Source organism: Erwinia sp. TECH1 (assembly GCF_054057575.1).
Genome location: NZ_JBSRZK010000001.1, coordinates 4,384,093 through 4,405,063, shown reverse-complemented (window position 1 = coordinate 4,405,063; position 20,971 = coordinate 4,384,093). Strand labels below are relative to the sequence as shown.

The 20,971-nt window shown below is 58.8% G+C and carries 17 protein-coding genes; 10 read left to right on the top strand and 7 right to left on the bottom strand.

Annotated elements, in window-relative coordinates; all coding sequences use genetic code 11:
* Positions 1 to 40: 40 nt before the first annotated feature.
* Together ACVWZ0_RS20745 and greB are read right to left on the bottom strand one after the other, a co-directional pair.
* Complete coding sequence (locus tag ACVWZ0_RS20745) at positions 41 to 2,356, bottom strand: Tex family protein (RefSeq protein ID WP_253457605.1); 2,316 nt, start codon at positions 2,354 to 2,356, stop codon at positions 41 to 43.
* Positions 2,357 to 2,454: 98 nt separating this feature from the next.
* Entirely contained in the window at positions 2,455 to 2,934 is a 480-nt protein-coding gene (gene greB / locus ACVWZ0_RS20740; RefSeq protein WP_253457608.1) for a transcription elongation factor GreB, read from the bottom strand.
* Between the two features lie 290 nt (positions 2,935 to 3,224).
* Here greB and ompR point away from each other — a divergent pair, with 290 nt between their 5' ends.
* Entirely contained in the window at positions 3,225 to 3,944 is a 720-nt protein-coding gene (gene ompR, locus ACVWZ0_RS20735; protein ID WP_001157751.1) for an osmolarity response regulator transcription factor OmpR, read from the top strand.
* The gene (gene envZ / locus ACVWZ0_RS20730; protein ID WP_253457611.1) at positions 3,941 to 5,290 is read left to right on the top strand and encodes a two-component system sensor histidine kinase EnvZ; all 1,350 of its coding nucleotides are present in this window, start codon (positions 3,941 to 3,943) and stop codon (positions 5,288 to 5,290) included. The genes ompR and envZ overlap by 4 nt, the downstream gene beginning before the upstream one ends.
* Positions 5,291 to 5,348: 58 nt before the next feature.
* Here envZ and pckA read toward each other — a convergent pair whose 3' ends face one another.
* The 4 genes from pckA to ACVWZ0_RS20710 form a co-directional block, all read right to left on the bottom strand.
* Positions 5,349 to 6,962, bottom strand: a complete 1,614-nt coding sequence (pckA, locus tag ACVWZ0_RS20725) for a phosphoenolpyruvate carboxykinase (ATP) (protein WP_253457614.1) — start codon at positions 6,960 to 6,962, stop codon at positions 5,349 to 5,351.
* Between the two features lie 286 nt (positions 6,963 to 7,248).
* The gene (gene hslO / locus ACVWZ0_RS20720; RefSeq protein WP_253457617.1) at positions 7,249 to 8,127 is read right to left on the bottom strand and encodes an Hsp33 family molecular chaperone HslO; all 879 of its coding nucleotides are present in this window, start codon (positions 8,125 to 8,127) and stop codon (positions 7,249 to 7,251) included.
* A 23-nt stretch (positions 8,128 to 8,150) separates the two neighbouring features.
* On the bottom strand, positions 8,151 to 8,552 hold the full coding sequence (gene hslR, locus ACVWZ0_RS20715; RefSeq protein ID WP_253457620.1) for a ribosome-associated heat shock protein Hsp15: 402 nt from the start codon (positions 8,550 to 8,552) through the stop codon (positions 8,151 to 8,153).
* A 140-nt stretch (positions 8,553 to 8,692) separates the two neighbouring features.
* Positions 8,693 to 10,831, bottom strand: coding sequence for an intracellular growth attenuator family protein (locus ACVWZ0_RS20710; RefSeq protein ID WP_253457623.1), 2,139 nt, complete (start codon positions 10,829 to 10,831; stop codon positions 8,693 to 8,695).
* A 407-nt stretch (positions 10,832 to 11,238) separates the two neighbouring features.
* Between ACVWZ0_RS20710 and nudE the strand changes: the two genes are divergently transcribed.
* Positions 11,239 to 11,805 (top strand): ADP compounds hydrolase NudE, encoded by a 567-nt coding sequence (gene nudE / locus ACVWZ0_RS20705; RefSeq protein ID WP_253457626.1) that lies wholly within the window; start codon positions 11,239 to 11,241, stop codon positions 11,803 to 11,805.
* Positions 11,806 to 11,887: 82 nt separating this feature from the next.
* Here the strand turns inward: nudE and mrcA are convergent, their stop codons facing one another.
* Positions 11,888 to 14,434 (bottom strand): peptidoglycan glycosyltransferase/peptidoglycan DD-transpeptidase MrcA, encoded by a 2,547-nt coding sequence (gene mrcA, locus ACVWZ0_RS20700; protein WP_253457629.1) that lies wholly within the window; start codon positions 14,432 to 14,434, stop codon positions 11,888 to 11,890.
* 116 nt (positions 14,435 to 14,550) lie between these two features.
* Between mrcA and pilM the strand changes: the two genes are divergently transcribed.
* The 7 genes from pilM (at position 14,551) to ACVWZ0_RS20665 (ending at position 20,873) form a co-directional block, all read left to right on the top strand.
* The gene (gene pilM / locus ACVWZ0_RS20695; RefSeq protein WP_253457634.1) at positions 14,551 to 15,375 is read left to right on the top strand and encodes a pilus assembly protein PilM; all 825 of its coding nucleotides are present in this window, start codon (positions 14,551 to 14,553) and stop codon (positions 15,373 to 15,375) included.
* Positions 15,375 to 15,914: a PilN domain-containing protein gene (locus ACVWZ0_RS20690; protein ID WP_253457637.1), complete on the top strand. Its 540-nt coding sequence runs from the start codon at positions 15,375 to 15,377 to the stop codon at positions 15,912 to 15,914. Before pilM ends, ACVWZ0_RS20690 begins: the two co-directional genes overlap by 1 nt.
* Positions 15,907 to 16,404 carry a HofO family protein gene (locus ACVWZ0_RS20685; RefSeq protein WP_253457640.1) on the top strand — a complete coding sequence of 166 codons (498 nt, stop codon included), beginning with the start codon at positions 15,907 to 15,909 and terminating at the stop codon, positions 16,402 to 16,404. Before ACVWZ0_RS20690 ends, ACVWZ0_RS20685 begins: the two co-directional genes overlap by 8 nt.
* 95 nt (positions 16,405 to 16,499) lie before the next feature.
* Positions 16,500 to 17,762 carry a DNA uptake porin HofQ gene (hofQ, locus tag ACVWZ0_RS20680; protein ID WP_253457643.1) on the top strand — a complete coding sequence of 421 codons (1,263 nt, stop codon included), beginning with the start codon at positions 16,500 to 16,502 and terminating at the stop codon, positions 17,760 to 17,762.
* A gap of 389 nt (positions 17,763 to 18,151) precedes the next feature.
* Positions 18,152 to 18,673, top strand: coding sequence for a shikimate kinase AroK (gene aroK, locus ACVWZ0_RS20675; protein WP_034934892.1), 522 nt, complete (start codon positions 18,152 to 18,154; stop codon positions 18,671 to 18,673).
* 38 nt (positions 18,674 to 18,711) lie between these two features.
* On the top strand, positions 18,712 to 19,803 hold the full coding sequence (aroB, locus tag ACVWZ0_RS20670) for a 3-dehydroquinate synthase (protein WP_253457647.1): 1,092 nt from the start codon (positions 18,712 to 18,714) through the stop codon (positions 19,801 to 19,803).
* 62 nt (positions 19,804 to 19,865) lie between these two features.
* On the top strand, positions 19,866 to 20,873 hold the full coding sequence (locus ACVWZ0_RS20665) for an SPOR domain-containing protein (RefSeq protein ID WP_253457650.1): 1,008 nt from the start codon (positions 19,866 to 19,868) through the stop codon (positions 20,871 to 20,873).
* Positions 20,874 to 20,971 lie beyond the last annotated feature (98 nt).

Sequence of the window (20,971 nt, the reverse complement as noted above, 5' to 3'; positions counted from 1 at the left end):
CCGCACGCTTTTTGCAGAACGGGCGCGTTAGCGCCCGCGATCAGGACTTCTTGCCGAAGGCGGCGGCCAGCGCATCACCCATCGCGCTGTTGCCCGCAGGCTGTGCGGCAGGACGCGGACGCGCTTTATTCTGCGCAGGGCGACCGGCGTCGCGACCGGCGCTGCGGCGAGCGTTGGTTTCGCCCGGCTGCTCGTCAAGACGCATGGTTAAGGCGATACGCTTGCGCTGGAGATCGACCTCCATCACTTTGACTTTGACGATATCGCCCGCTTTCACCACCTTATGCGGATCGTCGACGAACTTGTCGGCCAGCGAAGAGATATGCACCAGGCCATCCTGATGCACGCCGATATCGACAAAAGCGCCGAAGTTGGTGACGTTGGTGACGGCACCCTCCAGCACCATGCCCGGCAGCAGGTCATTCAGGGTTTCCACGCCTTCCGCAAACTGGGCGGTTTTGAACTCGGGACGCGGATCGCGGCCCGGTTTCTCCAGCTCTTTGAGGATGTCACTGACCGTCGGCACGCCAAACTTCTCGTCGGTGAAATCCACGGCGCGCAGATCGCGCAGCGCGGTTGAGTTGCCCATCAAATCGCTCAGCGCCTGCTCGGTGGCGGCCAGGATGCGCTCGACGACCGGATAGGTTTCCGGGTGAACGGTTGAGGCATCCAGCGGGTTATCGCCCTGGCTGATACGCAGGAAGCCCGCGCACTGTTCAAAGGCTTTCGGCCCCAGGCGGGCGACCTTCAGCAGCTGCTGGCGATTGCGGAAGCGGCCGTTCTCGTCGCGCCAGTTAACGATATTCTGCGCAATCATCTTGCTCAGGCCGGCGACGCGGGTCAGCAGCGGCACGGAAGCGGTGTTCAGATCCACGCCCACGCCGTTAACGCAGTCTTCCACCACCGCATCCAGCTTTTTCGCCAGCTGGCTTTGGCTGACGTCGTGCTGATACTGGCCGACGCCGATCGATTTCGGATCGATTTTCACCAGCTCGGACAGCGGATCCTGCAGGCGACGGGCAATGGAAACGGCGCCGCGCAGCGAAACGTCCAGATCCGGAAACTCCAGCGCGGCCAGCTCGGAAGCGGAATAGACGGAGGCGCCCGCTTCGCTGACGATGACCTTCTGGCCTTTAACCTGGGGGAACTGCTTTTGCACATCCAGATAAAAACGTTCGGTTTCGCGCGAGGCGGTGCCGTTGCCGATCGCCACCAGCTCAACCTGATGCTTTGTGCAAAGCGCGGCGACCGCAGCGGCGGCTTTGGCGGCCTGGCCGGTATGCGGATAAACCGTATCGGTGGCGACCAGCTTGCCGGTGGCGTCCACCACAGCGACCTTCACGCCGGTGCGCAGGCCCGGATCCAGACCCATCGTGGCGCGCATACCCGCAGGCGCGGCCATCAGCAGATCGTGCAGATTACGGGCGAACACGTTAATCGCCTCGTCTTCCGCGCGTTCGCGTACCGTGCCCATCAGCTCGGTTTCAAGATGCAGCATCACTTTAATGCGCCATGTCCAGCTCACCACCGCTTTGCGCCAGCTGTCCGCCGGGGCGTTGTTCAGGCGCAGGTTGAGATGGCTGGCGATGATCTGTTCGCCCTGGCTTTCGCGCGGCGGCTCGTCAAACTGCGGATCGGCGTTCAGTGCAAGCTGGAGTACGCCCTCGTTGCGGCCACGGAACATGGCCAGCGCGCGATGCGAAGGCACGGTAGACAGCGGTTCGTGATGATCGAAATAGTCGCGGAACTTGGCGCCTTCTTCCTGCTTGCCTTCCACCACTCGCGATACCAGATGGGCGTTTTTCCACAGGTAGTCACGCACTTTCGCCAGCAGCGCGGCGTCTTCCGCAAAGCGCTCCATCAGGATATAGCGCGCGCCGTCCAGCGCGGCTTTGGTGTCGGCCACGCCTTTATCGGCATCGACAAAGCCTGCGGCAAACTGCTCCGGCTCGTGGGAGGGATCCTGCCACAGGGCGTCGGCCAGCGGCGCCAGGCCCGCTTCGATAGCAATCTGCCCGCGCGTGCGGCGTTTCGGCTTGTAGGGCAGGTAAAGGTCTTCCAGCTCGGTTTTGCTCAGCGTGCTGCCGATAGCCTCGGCCAGCTCGTCGGTCAGCTTGCCCTGGTCGCCAATGGATTTCAGGATCGACTGACGGCGCTCTTCCAGCTCGCGCAGGTAGCCCAGGCGCGCTTCCAGCTGGCGCAGCTGGGTATCGTCCAGGCCGCCGGTCGCTTCCTTACGGTAGCGTGCGATAAACGGCACGGTGTTTCCTTCATCCAGCAGACGGACAGCGGCATCAACCTGTTCTGCCCGTGCCTGCAGCTCACTTGCAATTATGCGGCTCAGCGAATCTTTCATTGTCGGTTACTTTATGGCTTGAGAAACTGCGGCAAGTCTACGGATTGCCGACGGCAATTGCCAGCGTATGGCCTTAAGGAGGCCGCAGATCCGCAGGATTAGGATTGTTTAACGTAGGTGATGTCGTTGACGTACCAGCCCGCCTCGCCAACGGGCGTCTGCACCACGGCCAGATCGCCTACCTCTTTTTTCAGCAGCGCGCGCGCCATAGGCGAGTCGATAGAAATGTAGTCTTTGCGGCCGAAGATCTCGTCGTAGCCGACGATGCGAAAGCGCTTGAGTTCCCCGTCGTCGTTTTCCACTTCGACCCAGGCACCAAAGAACACTTTGCCTTCCTGCTGCGGCGAATAGTCCACGATGCGCAGCTGCTCCAGACACTTGGTCAGGTAGCGCACGCGGCGGTCAATTTCACGCAGGCGTTTCTTGTTGTACTGGTAGTCGGCGTTTTCGCTGCGGTCGCCCAGGCTGGCGGCCCAGGTCACTTTTTTTGTCACTTCCGGACGCTCTTCGCGCCAGAGATAGTCCAACTCGGCTTTCAGCTTGTCGTAACCTTCGCGGGTGATCAGTTTGGTTTTCATTGTCGTCCTTCTCTTTCTCGGGAGTGCGCGCATTATTTTGTTGCGGCCCGGCCGGCGATGCAAATACCTTCACGTTTTTTCTGGCCCGCCGTTACTGATTGTTTGTCCTGATCTTTCAGTGCAAAAAGAGGGCGGCTGAAGGGGTAGTTTCGCGGATAAATTAAAGATAAGCTGCTGTTTAATATGCTTTGTAACAATTTCGGCTAGAATATAAACCATTATTGACTGTTACATTCAGGCATCTTTTTTAAGAATACCGGCGCAGGCAATAGCGCCTTTGGAGTATCGAAATGCAAGAAAACTACAAAATCCTGGTCGTGGATGACGATATGCGTTTGCGCGCGCTGTTAGAACGTTATCTGACCGAGCAGGGTTTCCAGGTGCGCAGCGTCGCGAACGCTGAACAAATGGATCGTCTGCTGACCCGCGAATCCTTCCACCTGATGGTGCTGGACCTGATGCTGCCGGGCGAAGACGGTCTTTCTATCTGCCGCCGTCTGCGTAGCCAGAGCAACCCGATGCCGATCATTATGGTCACGGCGAAAGGGGAAGAAGTGGATCGTATCGTAGGGCTGGAAATCGGTGCCGACGACTATATTCCCAAACCGTTTAACCCACGCGAACTGCTGGCCCGTATCCGCGCCGTGCTGCGTCGTCAGGCCAACGAGCTGCCGGGCGCGCCTTCGCAGGAAGAAGCAGTTATCGCTTTCGGCAAGTTTAAGCTGAACCTGGGCACGCGCGAAATGTTCCGCGAAGACGAGCCGATGCCGCTGACCAGCGGAGAATTCGCCGTGCTGAAGGCGCTGGTGAGCCACCCGCGCGAGCCACTTTCCCGCGACAAGCTGATGAATCTGGCGCGCGGCCGCGAATACAGCGCGATGGAGCGTTCTATCGACGTGCAGATTTCCCGTCTGCGCCGCATGGTGGAAGAAGATCCGGCCCATCCGCGCTATATCCAGACCGTGTGGGGTTTAGGCTACGTCTTTGTACCGGACGGCAGTAAAGCATGAGGCGACTCCGCTTCTCTCCCCGCAGTTCCTTTGCCCGCACGCTGCTGCTGATCGTCACCCTGCTGTTTGTCAGCCTGGTGACGACCTATCTGGTGGTGCTGAATTTCGCCATTCTGCCCAGCCTGCAGCAGTTTAATAAGGTGCTGGCGTATGAGGTGCGAATGCTGATGACCGACAGGCTGCAGCTGGAGGACGGCACGCAGCTTGAAGTGCCGCCAGCGTTTCGCCGGGAAATCTATCGCGAGCTGGGTATTTCGCTGTATACCAATGCGGCGGCGGAAGAGAGCGGATTACGCTGGGCGCAACACTACGAGTTTCTCAGCCAGCAGATGGCGCAGCAGCTCGGCGGCCCAACCGACGTACGCGTCGAAGTAAACAAAAATTCGCCGGTTGTCTGGCTGAAAACCTGGCTTTCGCCCGATATCTGGGTGCGGGTGCCGCTGACCGAAATTCATCAGGGCGACTTCTCGCCGCTGTTCCGCTACACGCTGGCGATTATGCTGCTGGCGATAGGCGGCGCATGGCTGTTTATCCGCATCCAGAACCGACCGCTGGTGGAGCTGGAGCACGCCGCGCTTCAGGTGGGCAAGGGCATTATTCCGCCGCCGCTGCGGGAATACGGTGCGTCTGAAGTGCGATCGGTGACGCGGGCGTTTAATCAGATGGCGGCAGGCGTGAAGCAGCTGGCCGACGACCGCACGCTGTTGATGGCAGGCGTCAGCCACGATTTGCGCACGCCTTTGACGCGTATTCGCCTGGCCACTGAAATGATGTCGCAGGAAGACGGCTACCTGGCGGAATCGATCAACAAAGATATTGAAGAATGCAACGCCATTATCGAGCAGTTTATCGACTACCTGCGTACCGGGCAGGAGATGCAGACCGAGCGTGCGGATCTCAATAGCGTGGTGGGCGAGGTCGTGGCGGCGGAAAGCGGCTACGAGCGGGAAATCGAGAACGCGGTAATGCCGACGGAACTGATGCTGGATATCAATCCGTTGTCGATCAAGCGCGCGGTCGCCAATCTGGTGGTTAATGCCGCTCGCTATGGCAACGGCTGGATCAAGGTCAGCAGCGGCAGCGAGCTACAGCGCGCCTGGTTCCAGGTAGAGGATGACGGGCCGGGGATCAAGCCCGAGCAGCTTAAGCACCTGCTTCAGCCTTTTGTGCGCGGCGACAGCGCCCGCAGCACCAGCGGTACAGGGCTGGGGCTGGCGATCGTGCAGCGCATTATCGATGCGCATCAGGGATCGCTGGAAATTGGCGAAAGCGAGCGGGGCGGATTATGTATCCGCGCCTGGCTGCCTTTGCCGCCCAGCACCGCGCCTGCGGTCGTGACGGGATAAGCCGCAACAATGAAAAAGGCCGGATGTCAGACATCCGGCCTTTTTTATCACGCCTGGCCTACAGCTGCGGGCCGGCGGATACCAGCGCCGCACCGGCGGCCGTATCGGTATACTTATCAAAATTAGTAATAAACAGCTGCGCCAGGTCGCGCGCTTTCTCTTCCCACCGTGCGGCATCGGCGTAAGTGTTGCGCGGGTCGAGGATCGCACTGTCCACGCCTGGCAGCGCCAGCGGCACCGTCAGGTTAAAGATCGGCAGCGTGATGGTTTCCGCCCCGGCAATCTCATCGCTGAGGATAGCGTTGATAATGGCGCGTGTGTCCTTCAGCGAAATACGTTTGCCGCTGCCGTTCCAGCCGGTATTGACCAGATAAGCTTCCGCGCCCGCCGCCGCCATGCGTTTTACCAGCACCTCGGCGTATTGCGTCGGATGCAGCGTCAGGAACGCCGCGCCAAAGCAGGCGGAAAAGGTCGGCGTCGGTTCGGTGACGCCACGCTCCGTACCGGCCAGCTTGGCGGTAAAGCCCGACAGAAAGTGATACTGCGTCTGATCCGGCGTCAGGCGCGACACCGGCGGCAGCACGCCGAAAGCGTCCGCCGTCAGAAAGATCACCTTACGGGCGTGTCCCGCTTTCGACACGGGCTTCACGATGTTGTCGATGTGGTAAATCGGGTAGGAGACGCGGGTATTCTCGGTCTTGCTGCCGTCGTCATAGTCCACCGAACCGTCGGCGCGTACCACCACGTTTTCCAGCAGCGCATCGCGACGAATAGCGTGATAGATTTCCGGCTCCGCCTGTTCAGACAGCTTGATGGTTTTGGCGTAGCAGCCGCCTTCAAAGTTGAAGACGCCGTCATCGTCCCAGCCGTGCTCATCGTCGCCGATCAGCTGGCGGTTTGGATCGGTCGACAGCGTGGTCTTGCCGGTGCCGGAGAGGCCGAAAAACACCGCCACATCGCCTTTTTCGCCAACGTTGGCCGAACAGTGCATCGACGCGATACCCTTCAGCGGCAGCAGATAGTTCATGATGGCGAACAGCCCTTTCTTCATCTCGCCGCCGTACCAGGTGCCGCCAATCAGCTGGATGCGCTCGGTCAGGTTAAACGCGACAAAGTTTTCGGAATGCAGCCCCTGCTGTTGCCAGTCGGGGTTAGTGCATTTCGCGCCGTTCATCACCACAAAGTCAGGTTCGAAGCTGGCCAGCGCCGCCTCATCCGGCCGGATAAACATGTTCTTAACGAAATGCGCCTGCCAGGCCACTTCGGTAATAAAACGCACGCTGAGACGCGTATCCGGGTTAGCGCCGCACCAGGCATCCACAACAAAAAGACGTTTGCCGGAGAGCTGTTTGGTGACTTTGGCTTTCAGATCCTGCCAGATTTCCTGCGAAAGCGGCTGGTTGTCATTTTTGCCTTTGCCCTGATCGTTCCACCACAGCGTGTCGCGAGTTGTCTCGTCACGCACGATATATTTATCTTTGGGGGAACGGCCGGTAAAGATGCCGGTATCGACGGCAATCGCGCCGGATTGCGTTTCAATACCGCGTTCATATCCGCTCAGTTCGGGACGCGTTTCTTCCCTGTACAGCGTGTCGAAATCCGGGTTGTAAAGGATCTCAACCACGTCCGTGATGCCATAATCGACGAGATCCTGCTGGGTCAGGTCACGCATGTTACTGCTCCTTTGTCGGGTCGGTTGTAATTACAGATGAAGGGAAATCACGTGCCGTTAACCGTAGTGGTTATCAAATTCTTAATAAAGTGTAAATTGCGATCGCGCGCAGTTTACACGGCTAAAGGCTGAGGAAAAGCAACAGGAGGCAGAAATGAGAGGCGACACATGAAACGCTTATTATCGCCTCAGCGTATGCATTTGCGTAAGGGTTTTGCGGAATGACTACGGTAAAAAGGCATAGGATGGTCAGAGAGATGCGCCGCCTGGCGACGGCGCAGTATTATCAGTGCACGCGCTCGTCGCCGGCGGCAGAGTCGTTGCGGATCGCTGCGATATCTACAGCATCGTAAATATAGTGGCTGCCGCAGTAGTCGCAATGCATATCGATCTTGCCGTCTTCGGCCAGGATCTCATTCACTTCTTCTTCCGGCAGGCTGCGCAGAACTTCACCGCAGCGTTCATGCGAACAGGTGCAGCGGAAGATCACGTCCTGCGGATCGTAGAGCGTGACTTCTTCCTGATGATACAGTCGCCACAGCACTTCGTTGGCCGGCAGGCCCAGCAGCTCTTCCGTTTTAATGGTGTCGGTCAGCGTCGCCAGATGCTCGAAGTCCTCTGTTTTGGCGTCCTGCGCGGGCAGAACCTGCAGCAGAATACCACCTGCGCCAGCCTGGCCTTCCGCTTCGCCGGTACGGATAAACAGGCGGGTCGGCAGCTGCTCCGAACGCATAAAGTAGTCTTCCAGACACTCGGCCAGGGTTTCGCCTTCCAGCCCAACCACGCCCTGATAGCGTTCGCCTTTGGCTGGCGTGATGGTGATCACCAGGTAGCCGTTGCCGACCATCTCTTTCAGGCTGCTGTCCGGCGCGATCTCGCTGTTAACACGGGCCACGCCGCGCATTTCCTGACGATTGTTACCGTTGATCACGGCCAGGTTCAGCGGGCCGTCGCCCTGAAGCTGCACGGTGATGTCGCCGTCGAACTTCAGCGTGGCGGTCAGCAGGCTGGTGGCGACCAGCAGCTCGCCCAGCACTTTCTGTACCGGCAGCGGGTAATCGTGACCGTTGATAATCTGCTGCCAGGTGTCGGAAACCGTCACCAGTTCGCCGCGTACGGCGTAATTTTCAAACAGATAACGGTGCATTTGGTCTTGATGAGCCATAATTCTCTCTCGTTGTGGCAAGCTTATTCGTCGCCAGAATTTTTAAATTTCATCAGGTCCCGGCGCTCTTTTTTGTCAGGGCGACGGTCAGGATGCGGCATAGTCAACGCGTTCATTTTTCGCGCCAGCGCTATCTTTTCCCGCTTCTCAATACTTTCAGCCGTTTCGGCATACATCTGCTGGGCTTCTGCGGCCGGACGACGCTGGTCACCCGTTGCCAGAACGATGATCGTACGTTCATTATTGCCCTGGCGTAAGGTTAGCTGGGCGTTCAGCTCCACCAGCTTGCTCGGCTTGCTGCGCTGGCCGTTGTAGTGCACTTTGCCGCCTTCAATCATCTCACGTGCGACCGCGCGGGTTTTATAGAAGCGAGCGGCCCACAGCCATTTATCGAGCCGAACCGCTTCTGCGGATTTCTCTTTCATCGCTGCTCCTGTTTGGGAATATCCCTATGTATGGGTTGCCTGTCGGAAATCAAGGTGCCTCTCCGGCTTAAGCCGGAGAGCGTCATGCGGGATGGCGCAGAGAGGACGATAACCTTAAAAATAGCATAAAACCGACGGGCTCAGAACAGCGGTCGGATAGTCTGCGGCGTGCTTAGCGCGGGGTTAAAACACTTATCGTAATAGTCCTGAATCGCCGTGGTGCGCACGCGATTGAGATGAATACGTCTGAGGGCCAGCAGACCGTTAAAGATAAAGCTTAAGGCAACGATCAGCAGCAGCAGGGTAGTGCCGAGATAGTGGCCCAGTCGGGTGGCGTCCGGCTCGCTGTGCAGCGCGATATGCCGCGTGCCGTTGGCGTCGGTGGTAATGCTGGTCACGATGCCGCTGGCGGAAAACGGCGTGTGCAGCAGCATGCCCGCCAGGCGCTGTAATTCCGGCCACTGGTCGGGCGCGTTGAAGTCGAACAGGGAGATGCCGGGCGCCTGCTGATTGACCAGCTGGCGGCCTTCATCGCTGAGGATCAGAAAACCGCCGGGCGGCGGGCTGTTAAGCGCTTCCGCCGCGCGTCTTGTTTCCCGATAGAAAAACGAAGAGGTGGCGGTGTTAACCAGGTTTTCCAGCGCTTCGGCGCTGACCGGTCGCAGCAGCACATTGGTGCCGGCCAGCGCGCCAGAGTCCGCCCGACGCACCAGCGTCTCCCAGTCTTTAGCGTTACCAAGGTTGACCAGCGCGTTTTTCAGCCTGACGCAATCCTGCTCCTGGCTGCACAGATCCTGCGTTTTCAGCACGATATCGGAAAAGTCATCCAGCAGGATCATGCCTGATTTTTGGATAGCCGTGGCGAGCTGCGGATTAAGCTTGGGATCGGTGCTGTTCTGTGGATGCAGCTGCAGGCTGGTGGTGTTCAGCAGGGCGGTAGCCTTATCGATAATATCCGACTGTGGCTGGGGCAGGGGAGCGGCGTTGTTCCAGTAGACGGCCGAACAGTCGAAAGGCATAAACGCGTAGCTGCGGTTGCCCTGATAGGTCGCCGGGACTGAACACATGCCTTCACCGCTGACTTTAAGGGAGTCGCCGATGCGCAAGGCAACGTTTTCCAGATCGCCCACGCTGTGCACCTGGACGCTTTCGGTGCCTTTCAGCCAGGCGATGCTTAGCTTGAGCGGCATACTTAGCGGCACCAGAAAAACCAGCAGCACCAGCACCAGCAGCGAACCTGTAGCCAGCACCAGGTTTTTGCGCCAGCGATGAATAGGGAAATTGCGGACTTCATCCTGTAGCGACAGAAAGCGGCCCTGACGCACGACCTGACGGTTAAGATAGATATCTACTTCGGTAGGCTGGCCTAAATCGTGTGCCACGTAAGGCTGCCAGTGGGGAGGATAGATCAGATCGATAATGCCGAGTGAAATATTGCTGACCTGGCCCTGGTTGGATTCGCCGAACAGACCCCAGCGTTTGGGCGCGCCGCGCAGGCAGTGGATTTCCCGCAGGTCTTTCTCGCCCGGCCGCCGCCAGAGCGACCAGCCGCTGATAAGGATAATGACCAGCGCGGTGACCACCAGCCACGGCATCATTACCGCCGGGCTAATCAGGCTAAAAAAGAGCAGCAGCAGCCCCAGGCTGATAGCTACCGCCTCGCGCGTGCCGTCGGGACGGCTGAGCATATACTCTTCAGGCGTCTCTTTACGCACGCTAAGCAGCTCAATGTTTTCGCTTTCTTCTTTTCTGATCGAGGCGTTTTGCGCCGCAGGCCGCGTTACCGTCCCCAGCGCAGGCGGCTCGTAAACGTAGTTGACCAGCGAATGCCCGTTGAGCGAAACCACCAGCGGAATAGTTTGCGTTTTGATCAGCTCGACGTAATTTTCTTCGGCGATGTACTGTTCCCACAGCGGCGGCAGATGCACTTCAACCGCATCCAGATAGTAACGCCATTTGTGCGGATCGTCGGTGGAAAGGCCGTAGCGGGTAATAGAGCGGGTAACCGGATAGACGTTGCTGCTTTGCGAGGTTAGCGCCAGATTATCGTTTGCATGTGTATTGCCGCCGGGAAGCGGAATGCTGCGGTGCTTCGCTAAAGAGCCGATGTAGCGTTCAACGGCTTTACGCTCGTCGTCGCTCAGCTTGCGAAAAGGCGGACTAATGAATGGCAGCGGTTTCGCCAACGGCGGGCGATGCCGCATAGCGTACCAGAAAAAACAACCCGCTCCGAGTGAACAGGCCAGCATTACAGCCAATATAATGACTATTGTGCTCATGCTTTTCTCCCTGCCATCCTGCTCCTGCCATTGTGCTGGAAATTACCGGCCTGAATCATAGTTATATCGATATTGTGACGGCTTCAGGCAGCGCTGGCAATCCGCGAAGTTTAATAAAATAACGCGCAAAATCATAAAATTAGAATAATAGTAGATTAGCCCCGACCGAGATGGTAACAAGCCATAGGCCGTAGCAATATCGGTATATTCTTATTTTGTAAAACACGCATTGACTTTTTTAAAACTTTTTTAATTACTTACGGGTGGATTTGTTATAACGGTGTAAAATAATTCATGCGCTGATTGGCAACCTTCTTTCACTGCCGCACAATAGCGTAACTGTCGGTAAATTTACCGCGACTGGCGAGCTATTACGCTCATTTTTTTGGCTTTTCCCTGGGGCCACTATGACCGGACAACTGCAAAAACCTAAAATCCTGAATGTTGAAACCGTCGCGCGGTCGCGTCTGTTTACCGTGGAGGCCGTGGATTTAGTGTTCAGCAACGGTGCTGAGCGCGTTTATGAGCGAATGAAACCCACTGAACGTGAAGCCGTGATGATCGTCCCCATTGTGGACAACCATCTTATTCTTATTCGGGAATATGCCGTCGGACTGGAAAATTATGAGCTGGGGTTCCCTAAAGGCCTGATCGATCCGGGCGAAACGCCTGCGGAAGCCGCCAACCGCGAGCTGAAGGAAGAGGTAGGTTTTGGCGCGCGTCAGCAGGAATGGCTGGGCAAGCTCACCATGGCGCCGTCCTATTTTTCCAGCAAGATGAATATCATCGTGGCGGAAGATCTTTACGAAGAGCGGCTGGAAGGCGACGAGCCGGAACCGCTGCCGCAGGTTCGCTGGCCGTTGGATAACCTGATGGCGCTGCTGCAGGAGCCTGATTTTTGCGAGGCGCGCAACGTCAGTGCGCTGTTTATGGTGCGGGAGTGGTTAATTCGCCAGGGGCGGCTGAGCTACTAAAAACGCGACAGCATTCCAAAGAAAAGCCCGGTAAAAACCGGGCTTTTTTGTGGCCATCAGGCACGGGCGACGTGGCCCGGCATCAGAACAGCTCGTGGCTTTCGCCGTTGTCCATCAGCGTGGTGCCGACATCATGGACGGAATACTCGGTCGGCTGTGTGCCGTTGATAAAGTACTCCTGACGGGTATTGCCGCCGCCGTTGGCCAGCTTGCCGGTACGGCGATCGATGGTGACGGTAACCACGCCTTCAGGCGGCGTCAGCGGCTGCACCGGTACGCCATCCAGCGCGACCTTCATGTAGTCGTCCCACGCTGGCTGAGCGCTCTTCGCGCCGCCTTCATAGCCTGAAATCTGATCTTTAATCGCGCCGGAAGCGGTCGTTCGGCCCAAATCGCGGCGGTGATCGTCAAAGCCGATCCACACAGAGGTCACCACGCCCGGACCATAGCCTGAGAACCAGGCGTCTTTCGAGCTGTTGGTGGTGCCCGTTTTACCGCCGATATCGTTGCGCTTCAGATCGCGTCCTGCGCGCCAGCCGGTGCCCATCCAGCCCGGTTCGCCAAAGATATTGGAGTTCATCGCGCTTTTGATCAGGAAAGAGAGCGGCGTGTTGATCACGTGCGGCGCGTACTGTTCATCCTGCTGTGGCGGCTGGGAAACCTGCTCCAGCTGCGGCTGCGGAACGACTGCGTTGCCGCCCTGCTGCGATACCGTCGGGTTTTCCACGCTGTCTTCATTCAGCGCTACCGCTTTCTGCGTCTCGCCGTAAATCACCGGCAGATTGCATTCCGGGCAGGCTACTTTCGGCCTGGCTTCAAACAGCGTATTGCCCTGTTCATCCTCAATCTTGCTGATAAAGAAAGGATCGACCAGGAAGCCGCCGTTGGCCATCACCGAATAGCCGCGCACCATCTGCAATGGCGTAAACGAAGCGGAGCCAAGCGCCAGCGATTCGGTGTGCACGATATTCTGCGCCGGGAAGCCAAAGCGTTGCAGATACTGCGCGGCGTAATCAACGCCCATCGCACGCATAGCGCGCACCATGACCACGTTCTTGGACTGACCCAGCCCCTGACGCAGGCGGATCGGGCCGTCGTAGGTCGCCGGTGAGTTTTTTGGCCGCCAGTCGGCGCCCGAGCCGGCATCCCAGCGGGAGATCGGCACGTCGTTCAGGATAGAGGCCAGCGTCAGCCCGCGATCCATCGCTGCGGTATACAGGAACGGCTTGATGTTCGAGCCTACCTGGCGCAGCGCCTGGGTCGCGCGGTTAAATTTGCTCAGGTTAAAGTCGAAACCGCCTACCAGTGCGCGAACGGCGCCGTTGTGCGGATCCAGCGAAACCAGCGACGAGTTAACGTCCGGCACCTGCGCCAGCCACCAGCCGGTATCCATCTGGCGTACCCAAATCTGCTGGCCCGGCTGCACCACTTCGGTCACGGAAGTCGGCGTGCGGCCCTGGACGGTATCGGATTTATAAGGCCGCGCCCAGCGTACGCCAGCCAGGTTCAGCGTCACGCTGCTGCCGTCGCGCATCAGTACCGTGGCTTCTTCGCGGTTGGCTTCGGTTACCACCGCCGGGAAGAGCGGGCCGTAAACCGGCAGCGCCTTCAGCGTTTTCAGGATCTCCGTACGGCCCCAGGCGGTCTGGCCGACTTTCCACAGCACGTTGGCCGGGCCGCGGTAGCCATGACGCATATCGTAATTCAGCACGTTGTCCTGCAACGCTTTCTGCGCGCCCAACTGTAATTTACGGGTAATGGTCGTGGTGACTTTAAAGCCGTCGTTATACGCGTTGTCGCCGTAGCGTTTCACCATCTCCTGACGCACCATCTCGGTCAGATAAGGGGCGGAGAAGGCGATTTCCGGCGCGTGATAGTGCGCTTCCAGCGGCGAAAGGCGCGCTTCGTCATACTGCGCCTGCGTAATGTAATTCTGATCCAGCATGCGGCTGAGCACGACGTTGCGACGAGACAGCGCGCGAGTAGGGGAATAGAGCGGGTTAAAGGTCGATGGCGCTTTAGGCAGACCGGCGATCATCGCCATCTCGCCCAGCGATAATTGATCGACATTTTTGCCGAAATAGACCTGTGCGGCAGCGCCCACGCCGTAGGCGCGGTAGCCCAGATAGATTTTGTTCAGGTAAAGCTCAAGGATTTCGTCTTTGCTCATCATTTGCTCAATGCGAATGGCGAGAAAAGCCTCCTTGATTTTACGCATCAGCGTACGCTCGGGGCTGAGGAAAAAGTTACGGGCCAGCTGCTGCGTGATGGTACTGGCGCCCTGGGAAGCGTGGCCGGAAACCAGCGCAATGCTTACCGCGCGGAAAATGCCGATAGGATCGATACCGTGATGCTCATAAAAGCGGCTGTCTTCGGTAGCGATAAAGGCCTTGACCATGACGGGCGGGATCTGCCCAAGCTTTAACGGGATGCGGCGCTTTTCGCCGTATTGAGCAATCAGCTCGTTATCCGCGCTGTAGACCTGCATGGGCGTTTGCAGCCGGACATCTTTCAGCGTGGCGACGTCGGGCAGCTGCGGCTGTATGTACTGATACAGACCATAAATCGAGCCGGCTCCCAACAAAATGCAACACACTGCAAGGATCAAAAAATACTTTACGAACTTCACCTGATATTTTCCATCTTAAGTCGCCTGGACAGTTTATAAACAATCGCGCGGTAGTATAAAGGCAAGCCAGAGGCCTGGATACATCATTTTTCTACTGAGCAGGGAGACCGCGCGAAATGGCATTTCAGACATGGCAAGTCGGCCTGGATATTCAGAACGGACAGCTTTGCGCCCTGGGTATTCAATACCGTCGTAACGGCTGGCAACTGCGCCACTGGTGGCAACATGCGCTGCCGCACGATACGTTAACCAACGGGCTGGTGCAACGGCCCGACCCGCTTATTCCCCTGCTGCGACAGTGGCGAAAACGGCTGCCGCGGCAGATCTCGCTGCGCGTCGGCTTTCCCGCCCGGCTGGCGTTGCAGCACGCGCTGGCGCTGCCGCAAACCTCACTGCGTGAACCAGAGCGTAGCAGCTATATCGCGGCCGCGGCGAAGCGATTTTTTCCGATAGAGCCTGAAAAACTTGCGCTTGACTACCGCCAGGCAGCTGCCGACAGCGGGCAGCTGTGGCTGACCGCCGCCCGCCGGGACGCGGTTCATGACTGGCTATCGATGCTGAAGACGGCGGGACTCAACCCTCGGGTGCTGGAGCTGGCTCCGGCCGCGCTGTTTGCGCTGGCGCAAAGCCTGCGGCTCAGCCCGGATGCCGTGCTGGTGCACCGTTTACCCGACCACTGGCTCTGGTTTGGCGCGCGGCTACAGCCGCCATGGGGGTGGTGTCCCGCTGATGACTCGGCCAACCTGGCGGCGCTGCGCGAAAAATACCTCGCCGATGCGGCCACGCTTTACTATAGCTCGGCCTTGCCGGAAGCGCTGCCTGCCGATGCGCTGTGGCTGGAGCCGCTGGCGGCTTTCGCTTTTAAGTCGCTGCCGTTGCCCGCGTACAGCGGCGCTTTTGCGCTGGCCGCCGGGCTGGCGCTACGGCCGGAGGACGCCTGATGGTCTGGGTAAATTTTCTTCCCTGGCGTAGGCAGCGGCAGCGTCAACAGCTGCGCCGCGACGGCCTGTTGCTTATGGCGCTACTGGTTCTGTTGCTCGCGCTGACGATGCCCTTGCTGGAGCAGCAGACGCTCGGCAAGCGGCAGCAGACCGGCCTGCGCTGGCTGAAAGAAACCAACGACCAGCTCGACAGGCTCAGCGCTCGCCTGGCTCGTCTGGAAGCCCGGCGCGATACGCTTCGACGCGCGCTGGCCATCAGTGAAGGCAGGCAGGCGCGCCTGCGCGAGTGGCAGGCATTTACGCGTGACCTGGCCGCAACCCTGCCAGCGGCGCTCTGGCTGAGCGAAATCAGCAAAACCGCGCAGAGTCTGACCGTCACCGGATTTTGCCTGCGGCTGGCTGAAGTTGAGGCGTTTCGTCAGCAGTTAGAGCGGTTTCACCTGTTTCAACAGGTCAACACCGGCAGGCTCAGTCGCGACGGAAAGGGCATTATCCGCTTCAGCCTGGAGGCCACGCTGCCGGAACAGGAACATGAGTAGCGTTCTGCTGCATCGCTGGCTCGCTTTGCCGTTCTGGCTAAGGCTGCTGTTGCTGGTGCTCTGCTTTATCACGGGCGCGCTGATGGTACGCCAGGTCTGGCTGCGGCCTCTTCAGCAGCAGGCTTTACAGGTGGCGCAGCAGCGGCAACAGGAGCACAAGCGCTATCGGCTGCTGCTGCACAATTTGCAACAGCGAAGCTCGCTGCACGAAGCCGAAGCGGATATCGCTGGCCTGCAACTGGCGTTACGGCCTGGGGCGGCGCGGCCTTTCTCGTGGCTACAGCTGAGCGAGGCGGCGGGCAACCGTTTACAGGGCTGGCAGCCAACGCCTCAGGGCGGCGAATTAACCCTGCTGCTTAGCTGGCCGCAGCTGCAGTCCGCGTTTCGCTATCTGAGCGAGCGGCAACCCGCCGTCAGGCTGGCGCAGTTCAGCCTGAAGCGGGTGGATGAACAGCTGCGGTTAAATCTGGTGGTGCAATATGAACGCTAGTGCCTTTTTAAAAGATTGGTTAAAACGCCCGGTAATACTGGCGGCCGCCACGCCGTGCAGCGCGCCTTTAAGGATTAACTTGCAAGGAAGCCTTTATGAAACGCATTCGCCTGTGGAAAGTTCTTCTCCTGCTGCCGCTATGGCTGGCAACGCCATTGCGGGGCAGCCCGGCGCCGCTTTCTCTGGCGTTCGATGACGCGCCTGTCGGGCAAATTCTTCAGGCGCTGGCGGACTATCAGCAGCTGAATTTGCTGGTTGCGCCCGGCGTCGAGGGACGGCTTTCCGTCCGTTTAAAAGAGGTCAGCTGGCAGCAGGCGCTGACGCTGGTTTCCCGCCTGGCGAAGCTGAAGGTGAATAAAGAAGGCAACGTGCTGCTGGTTTTCCCGCAGGGCTGGCAGGAAGAGCAGCAGCGACGGCAAACGCTTGAGCGGGAAGAGGCGGAAAAGGCGCTGCCGCTTGATACGCTGGCGTTGCCGCTGCGCTATGCAGAGGCGGAAAAAGTCTACGGCAGCCTGCAGAGCGCGCAGGCGAAGCTGCTGAGTTCGCGCGGCAGCGTGACGGTAGATAAACGCACCAACAGCCTGATCCTGCGCGACACCCGAGCCGCGCTGAACGAGATCCAGCGCTGGGTCACGGCATTGGATACGCCGCTGGAGCAGGTCGAACTCGCCGCGCATATCGTTACCCTCAGCGAAGAGAGCCTGCGCGAGCTGGGCGTGCGCTGGGGCCTGGGCGGCGAAGAGCAGATCGCCCGCGCGCTGCGGGTCAGCCAGCTGCGCGTTGATCTGCCGGTGGCTAATCCCGCACTGGCCTTAGGCTTTACCCTGGCGCGCCTGAACGGCAGGATGCTGGATCTGGAGCTGAACGCGCTGGAGCAGGAAAACAAACTGGAGATTATCGCCAGTCCCCGACTGTTCACCTCGCATCAGCAGCCCGCCAGTATTAAACAGGGCACCGAAATCCCCTATGAGGTCTCCAGCGGTAGCAACGGTAAAACCAGCGTGGAGTTCAGGGAGGCGGTCTTAGGCATGGACGTAACGCCTTACGTGCAGCCGAACGGCCGCATCATGCTAAAGCTGCATATCAGCCAGAACCTGCCCGGCAGTACGGTACGCAGCGGCGAGGGCGAATATATCGCCATCGATAAACAGGAGATCCAGACCCAGGTCACGCTGAAAGATGGTGAAACGCTGGCGCTGGGCGGCATCTTCCAGCAGCAGCGCGCAAAAGGGCAGAGCCGGGTGCCGTTTCTTGGCTCTGTACCGCTGTTGGGCGCGCTTTTTCGCCATGCGACTACCGGCCAAAAAAAACGTGAGCTGGTGATCTTCATAACCCCAAGATTGATTCGTGACGAGTAAAGCTTTTTTGTAACAAACTGAGCGAGCGAGTGCTTTTTTAGCGGATTGCAGCCATATGCGTTTGACGCAAGGGCGGAATTAGCTTACAAGGTTTAGCGATTTTTGAATTACAGGCCTCGGTTTGGCTTTAAGAAAAAGCATTTACCCGTTTTTTATCGTGCGCAACCGGCGTAACCGATGCTGTGACATCGGCGTGATAAATGAAGCGGACTGAACGCGCCAGCTGTGGGCGCAATGGGCAAGGTCAATTTAATCGGTTGCCAAAACACCTTCAGTGTTGAGATAATTTTCCTCTGACTCTCGCACTATCGCTCATGAGGTTTCAGTTCATGTCCTGTCCGCTGTAGGACGGGGTATCATTAACGAATTGTCTTAGTAATACCGAAAAAATGGCAGAGAAACGCAATATCTTTCTGGTTGGGCCTATGGGTGCCGGCAAAAGCACTATTGGGCGTCAGTTAGCTCAGCAACTCAATATGGAATTTTTCGATTCCGATCAAGAAATTGAGCGACGTACCGGAGCGGATGTGGGCTGGGTGTTCGACGTCGAAGGCGAAGAAGGCTTCCGCGATCGCGAAGAAAAGATCATTAACGAACTCACCGAGAAGCAGGGCATTGTCCTGGCGACCGGCGGCGGTTCCGTTAAGTCTCGCGAAACACGCAACCGTCTTTCCGCTCGCGGCGTGGTGGTCTATCTGGAGACCACGATCGAAAAACAGCTGGCTCGTACGCAGCGCGATAAAAAGCGTCCTTTGCTGCAGGTGGATTCTCCACCGCGCGAAGTGCTGGAAGCGTTGGCGGACGAACGTAATCCGCTGTATGAAGAGATTGCTGACGTCACCATTCGTACCGATGACCAAAGTGCTAAAGTCGTCGCAAATCAAATCATTAACATGCTGGAAAAGAGCTAGCGGCTCTGCTCCGCCTGCGGGCCGAAAAGGAGTGCTTCATGGAGAAGATTACCGTCACTCTGGGGGAACGCAGTTACCCCATTACCATCGCTGCCGGACTGTTTAACGATCCGGCTTCTTTTTGGCCGCTTAAGGCGGGCGAGCGGGCAATGCTGGTCACTAACGACACGCTGGCACCGCTTTATCTTCAACCTGTTCGTCAGCGGCTGGAAAGCGCTGGTATAGAAGTGGACCAGGTGATCCTGCCCGATGGCGAGCAGCACAAAACGCTGGCGGTGATGGATCGGGTCTTTACCGCGCTGCTGGAAAAACCGCACGGTCGCGATACCACGCTGATTGCCCTGGGCGGCGGCGTGATTGGCGATCTGACCGGTTTCGCGGCGGCCAGCTACCAGCGCGGCGTGCGGTTTATTCAGGTTCCTACCACGCTGCTGTCGCAGGTGGACTCCTCCGTTGGCGGCAAAACGGCCGTTAATCATCCCCTTGGCAAGAACATGATCGGCGCGTTCTATCAGCCGGCTTCGGTAGTGATCGATATCAACTGCCTGAGCAGCCTGCCCGCTCGCGAGCTGGCGTCAGGTCTTGCGGAAGTGATCAAATACGGCATCATCCTCGACGGTGAGTTCTTCTGCTGGCTGGAAGCTAACCTGGATGCGCTGCTGGCGCTGGACGGCAAGGCGATGGCCTACTGTATTCGCCGCTGCTGCGAGCTGAAAGCCGAGGTCGTCGCCGCCGACGAGCGCGAAATGGGGCAGCGCGCGTTGCTGAATCTGGGCCACACTTACGGACACGCCATCGAAGCGCATATGGGCTACGGTAACTGGCTGCATGGCGAGGCCGTGGCGGCCGGCATGGTGATGGCCGCGCGTACCGCAGAGCGGCTGGGCGAGTTTTCCGCTGGCGATACCGACAGGATCATCAGCCTGCTGCAGCGTGCCGGACTGCCGGTGCACGGCCCGGAGAGCATGGCGGCGACGGATTATCTGCCGCATATGCTGCGTGATAAAAAAGTGCTGGCGGGCGAGCTGCGTCTGGTGCTGCCGCTGGCTTTAGGACAGGCCTGCGTGCGCGGCGGCGTTGCGCATGATACGGTGCTGGCAGCGATTAACGACTGTCAGAAACCGGCCTGAGCCGTTAGTTAACTACTGGCGTACACGTAAAGCGGCGCGGCTGCTTTACCGGAGGAGGTGAAATGGACGATTTTAAACCGGAAGATGAGTTAAAGCTTGATACCAGCGATCGCCGTCCACAGCGAGCGCGAAAAACGTCCTCTGCCCCTAAGGTGCCGGTATCACGCCAGCATCTGATGATGGGGGTAGGCGTGCTGGTGCTGCTGCTGATCGTGCTTGGCATCGGTTCAACGCTGAACTCGTCGGACAGCGGCGATAAAAAAGCCGCCCAGACGCCGGCCACCTCCGGCGGCAGCGATAAAAATATCGATCTGACCGGCTCTTCTTCCATGAGCGGACAGAGCGGCGCGCAGCAGCCTGGCGCTGATGCAAGCGCCTCTGGCGCGGGCGGGCAGCCTGCCGAGGGCTCAGCCGCATCCGGTAATGCACCTCAGGAACTGAGTGCCCCGCCGGTCGCCTCCACGCCGACCGAAGCGCAGCCCGTGCAGACCCCGGCGGGCCAACAGCGCGTCGAGCTGCCGGGCGATCTCAATAGCGCGCTCTCTAACCAGCAGAATCAGGTGGATGCGGCCAGCACGGATATGCAGGGCAGCTCGCTGCCGCTGGCACCGGCGACCGTTGCGGGCGGCGGCACTGCTGGCAAACCGGTCACCGCGCCGCAGACGTCTCAGCCTGCGCCTGCACGTTCGGCTACGCGTCAGCCTGCCGCGCCTCAGCAGCACACCAGCCCCGCCACGCACAAACCTGCGGCGGCGAAACCGGTCGCGAAAGAGAGCCACAGCGCGCCGGTAGCCGCGCCTGCTGCGGTAACCGGCGGCAACTATACGTTGCAGCTGAGCAGCGCTTCGCGTCCCGATACGCTTAACGCCTGGGCGAAAAAGCAGAACCTGAGCGGCTATCACGTGTATAAAACCACGCGCAACGGCCAGCCCTGGTACGTACTGGTAAGCGGCGCTTACGCCACGCCGGCCGATGCAAAACGCGCGGTAGCTTCGCTGCCGTCAGAGGTGCAGGCGAAAAACCCCTGGGTGAAACCTGTCAGCCAGGTGAAAAAAGAGTCAGCAAATTAACGGCTATTGAGCCTGACGATGTTCTCTGCCAGCCCGCGTTATGCGGGCTGGTAATTTAAAGCGCAGATATGCTGTCGGTGTAACCGCAGCCAGAAGAG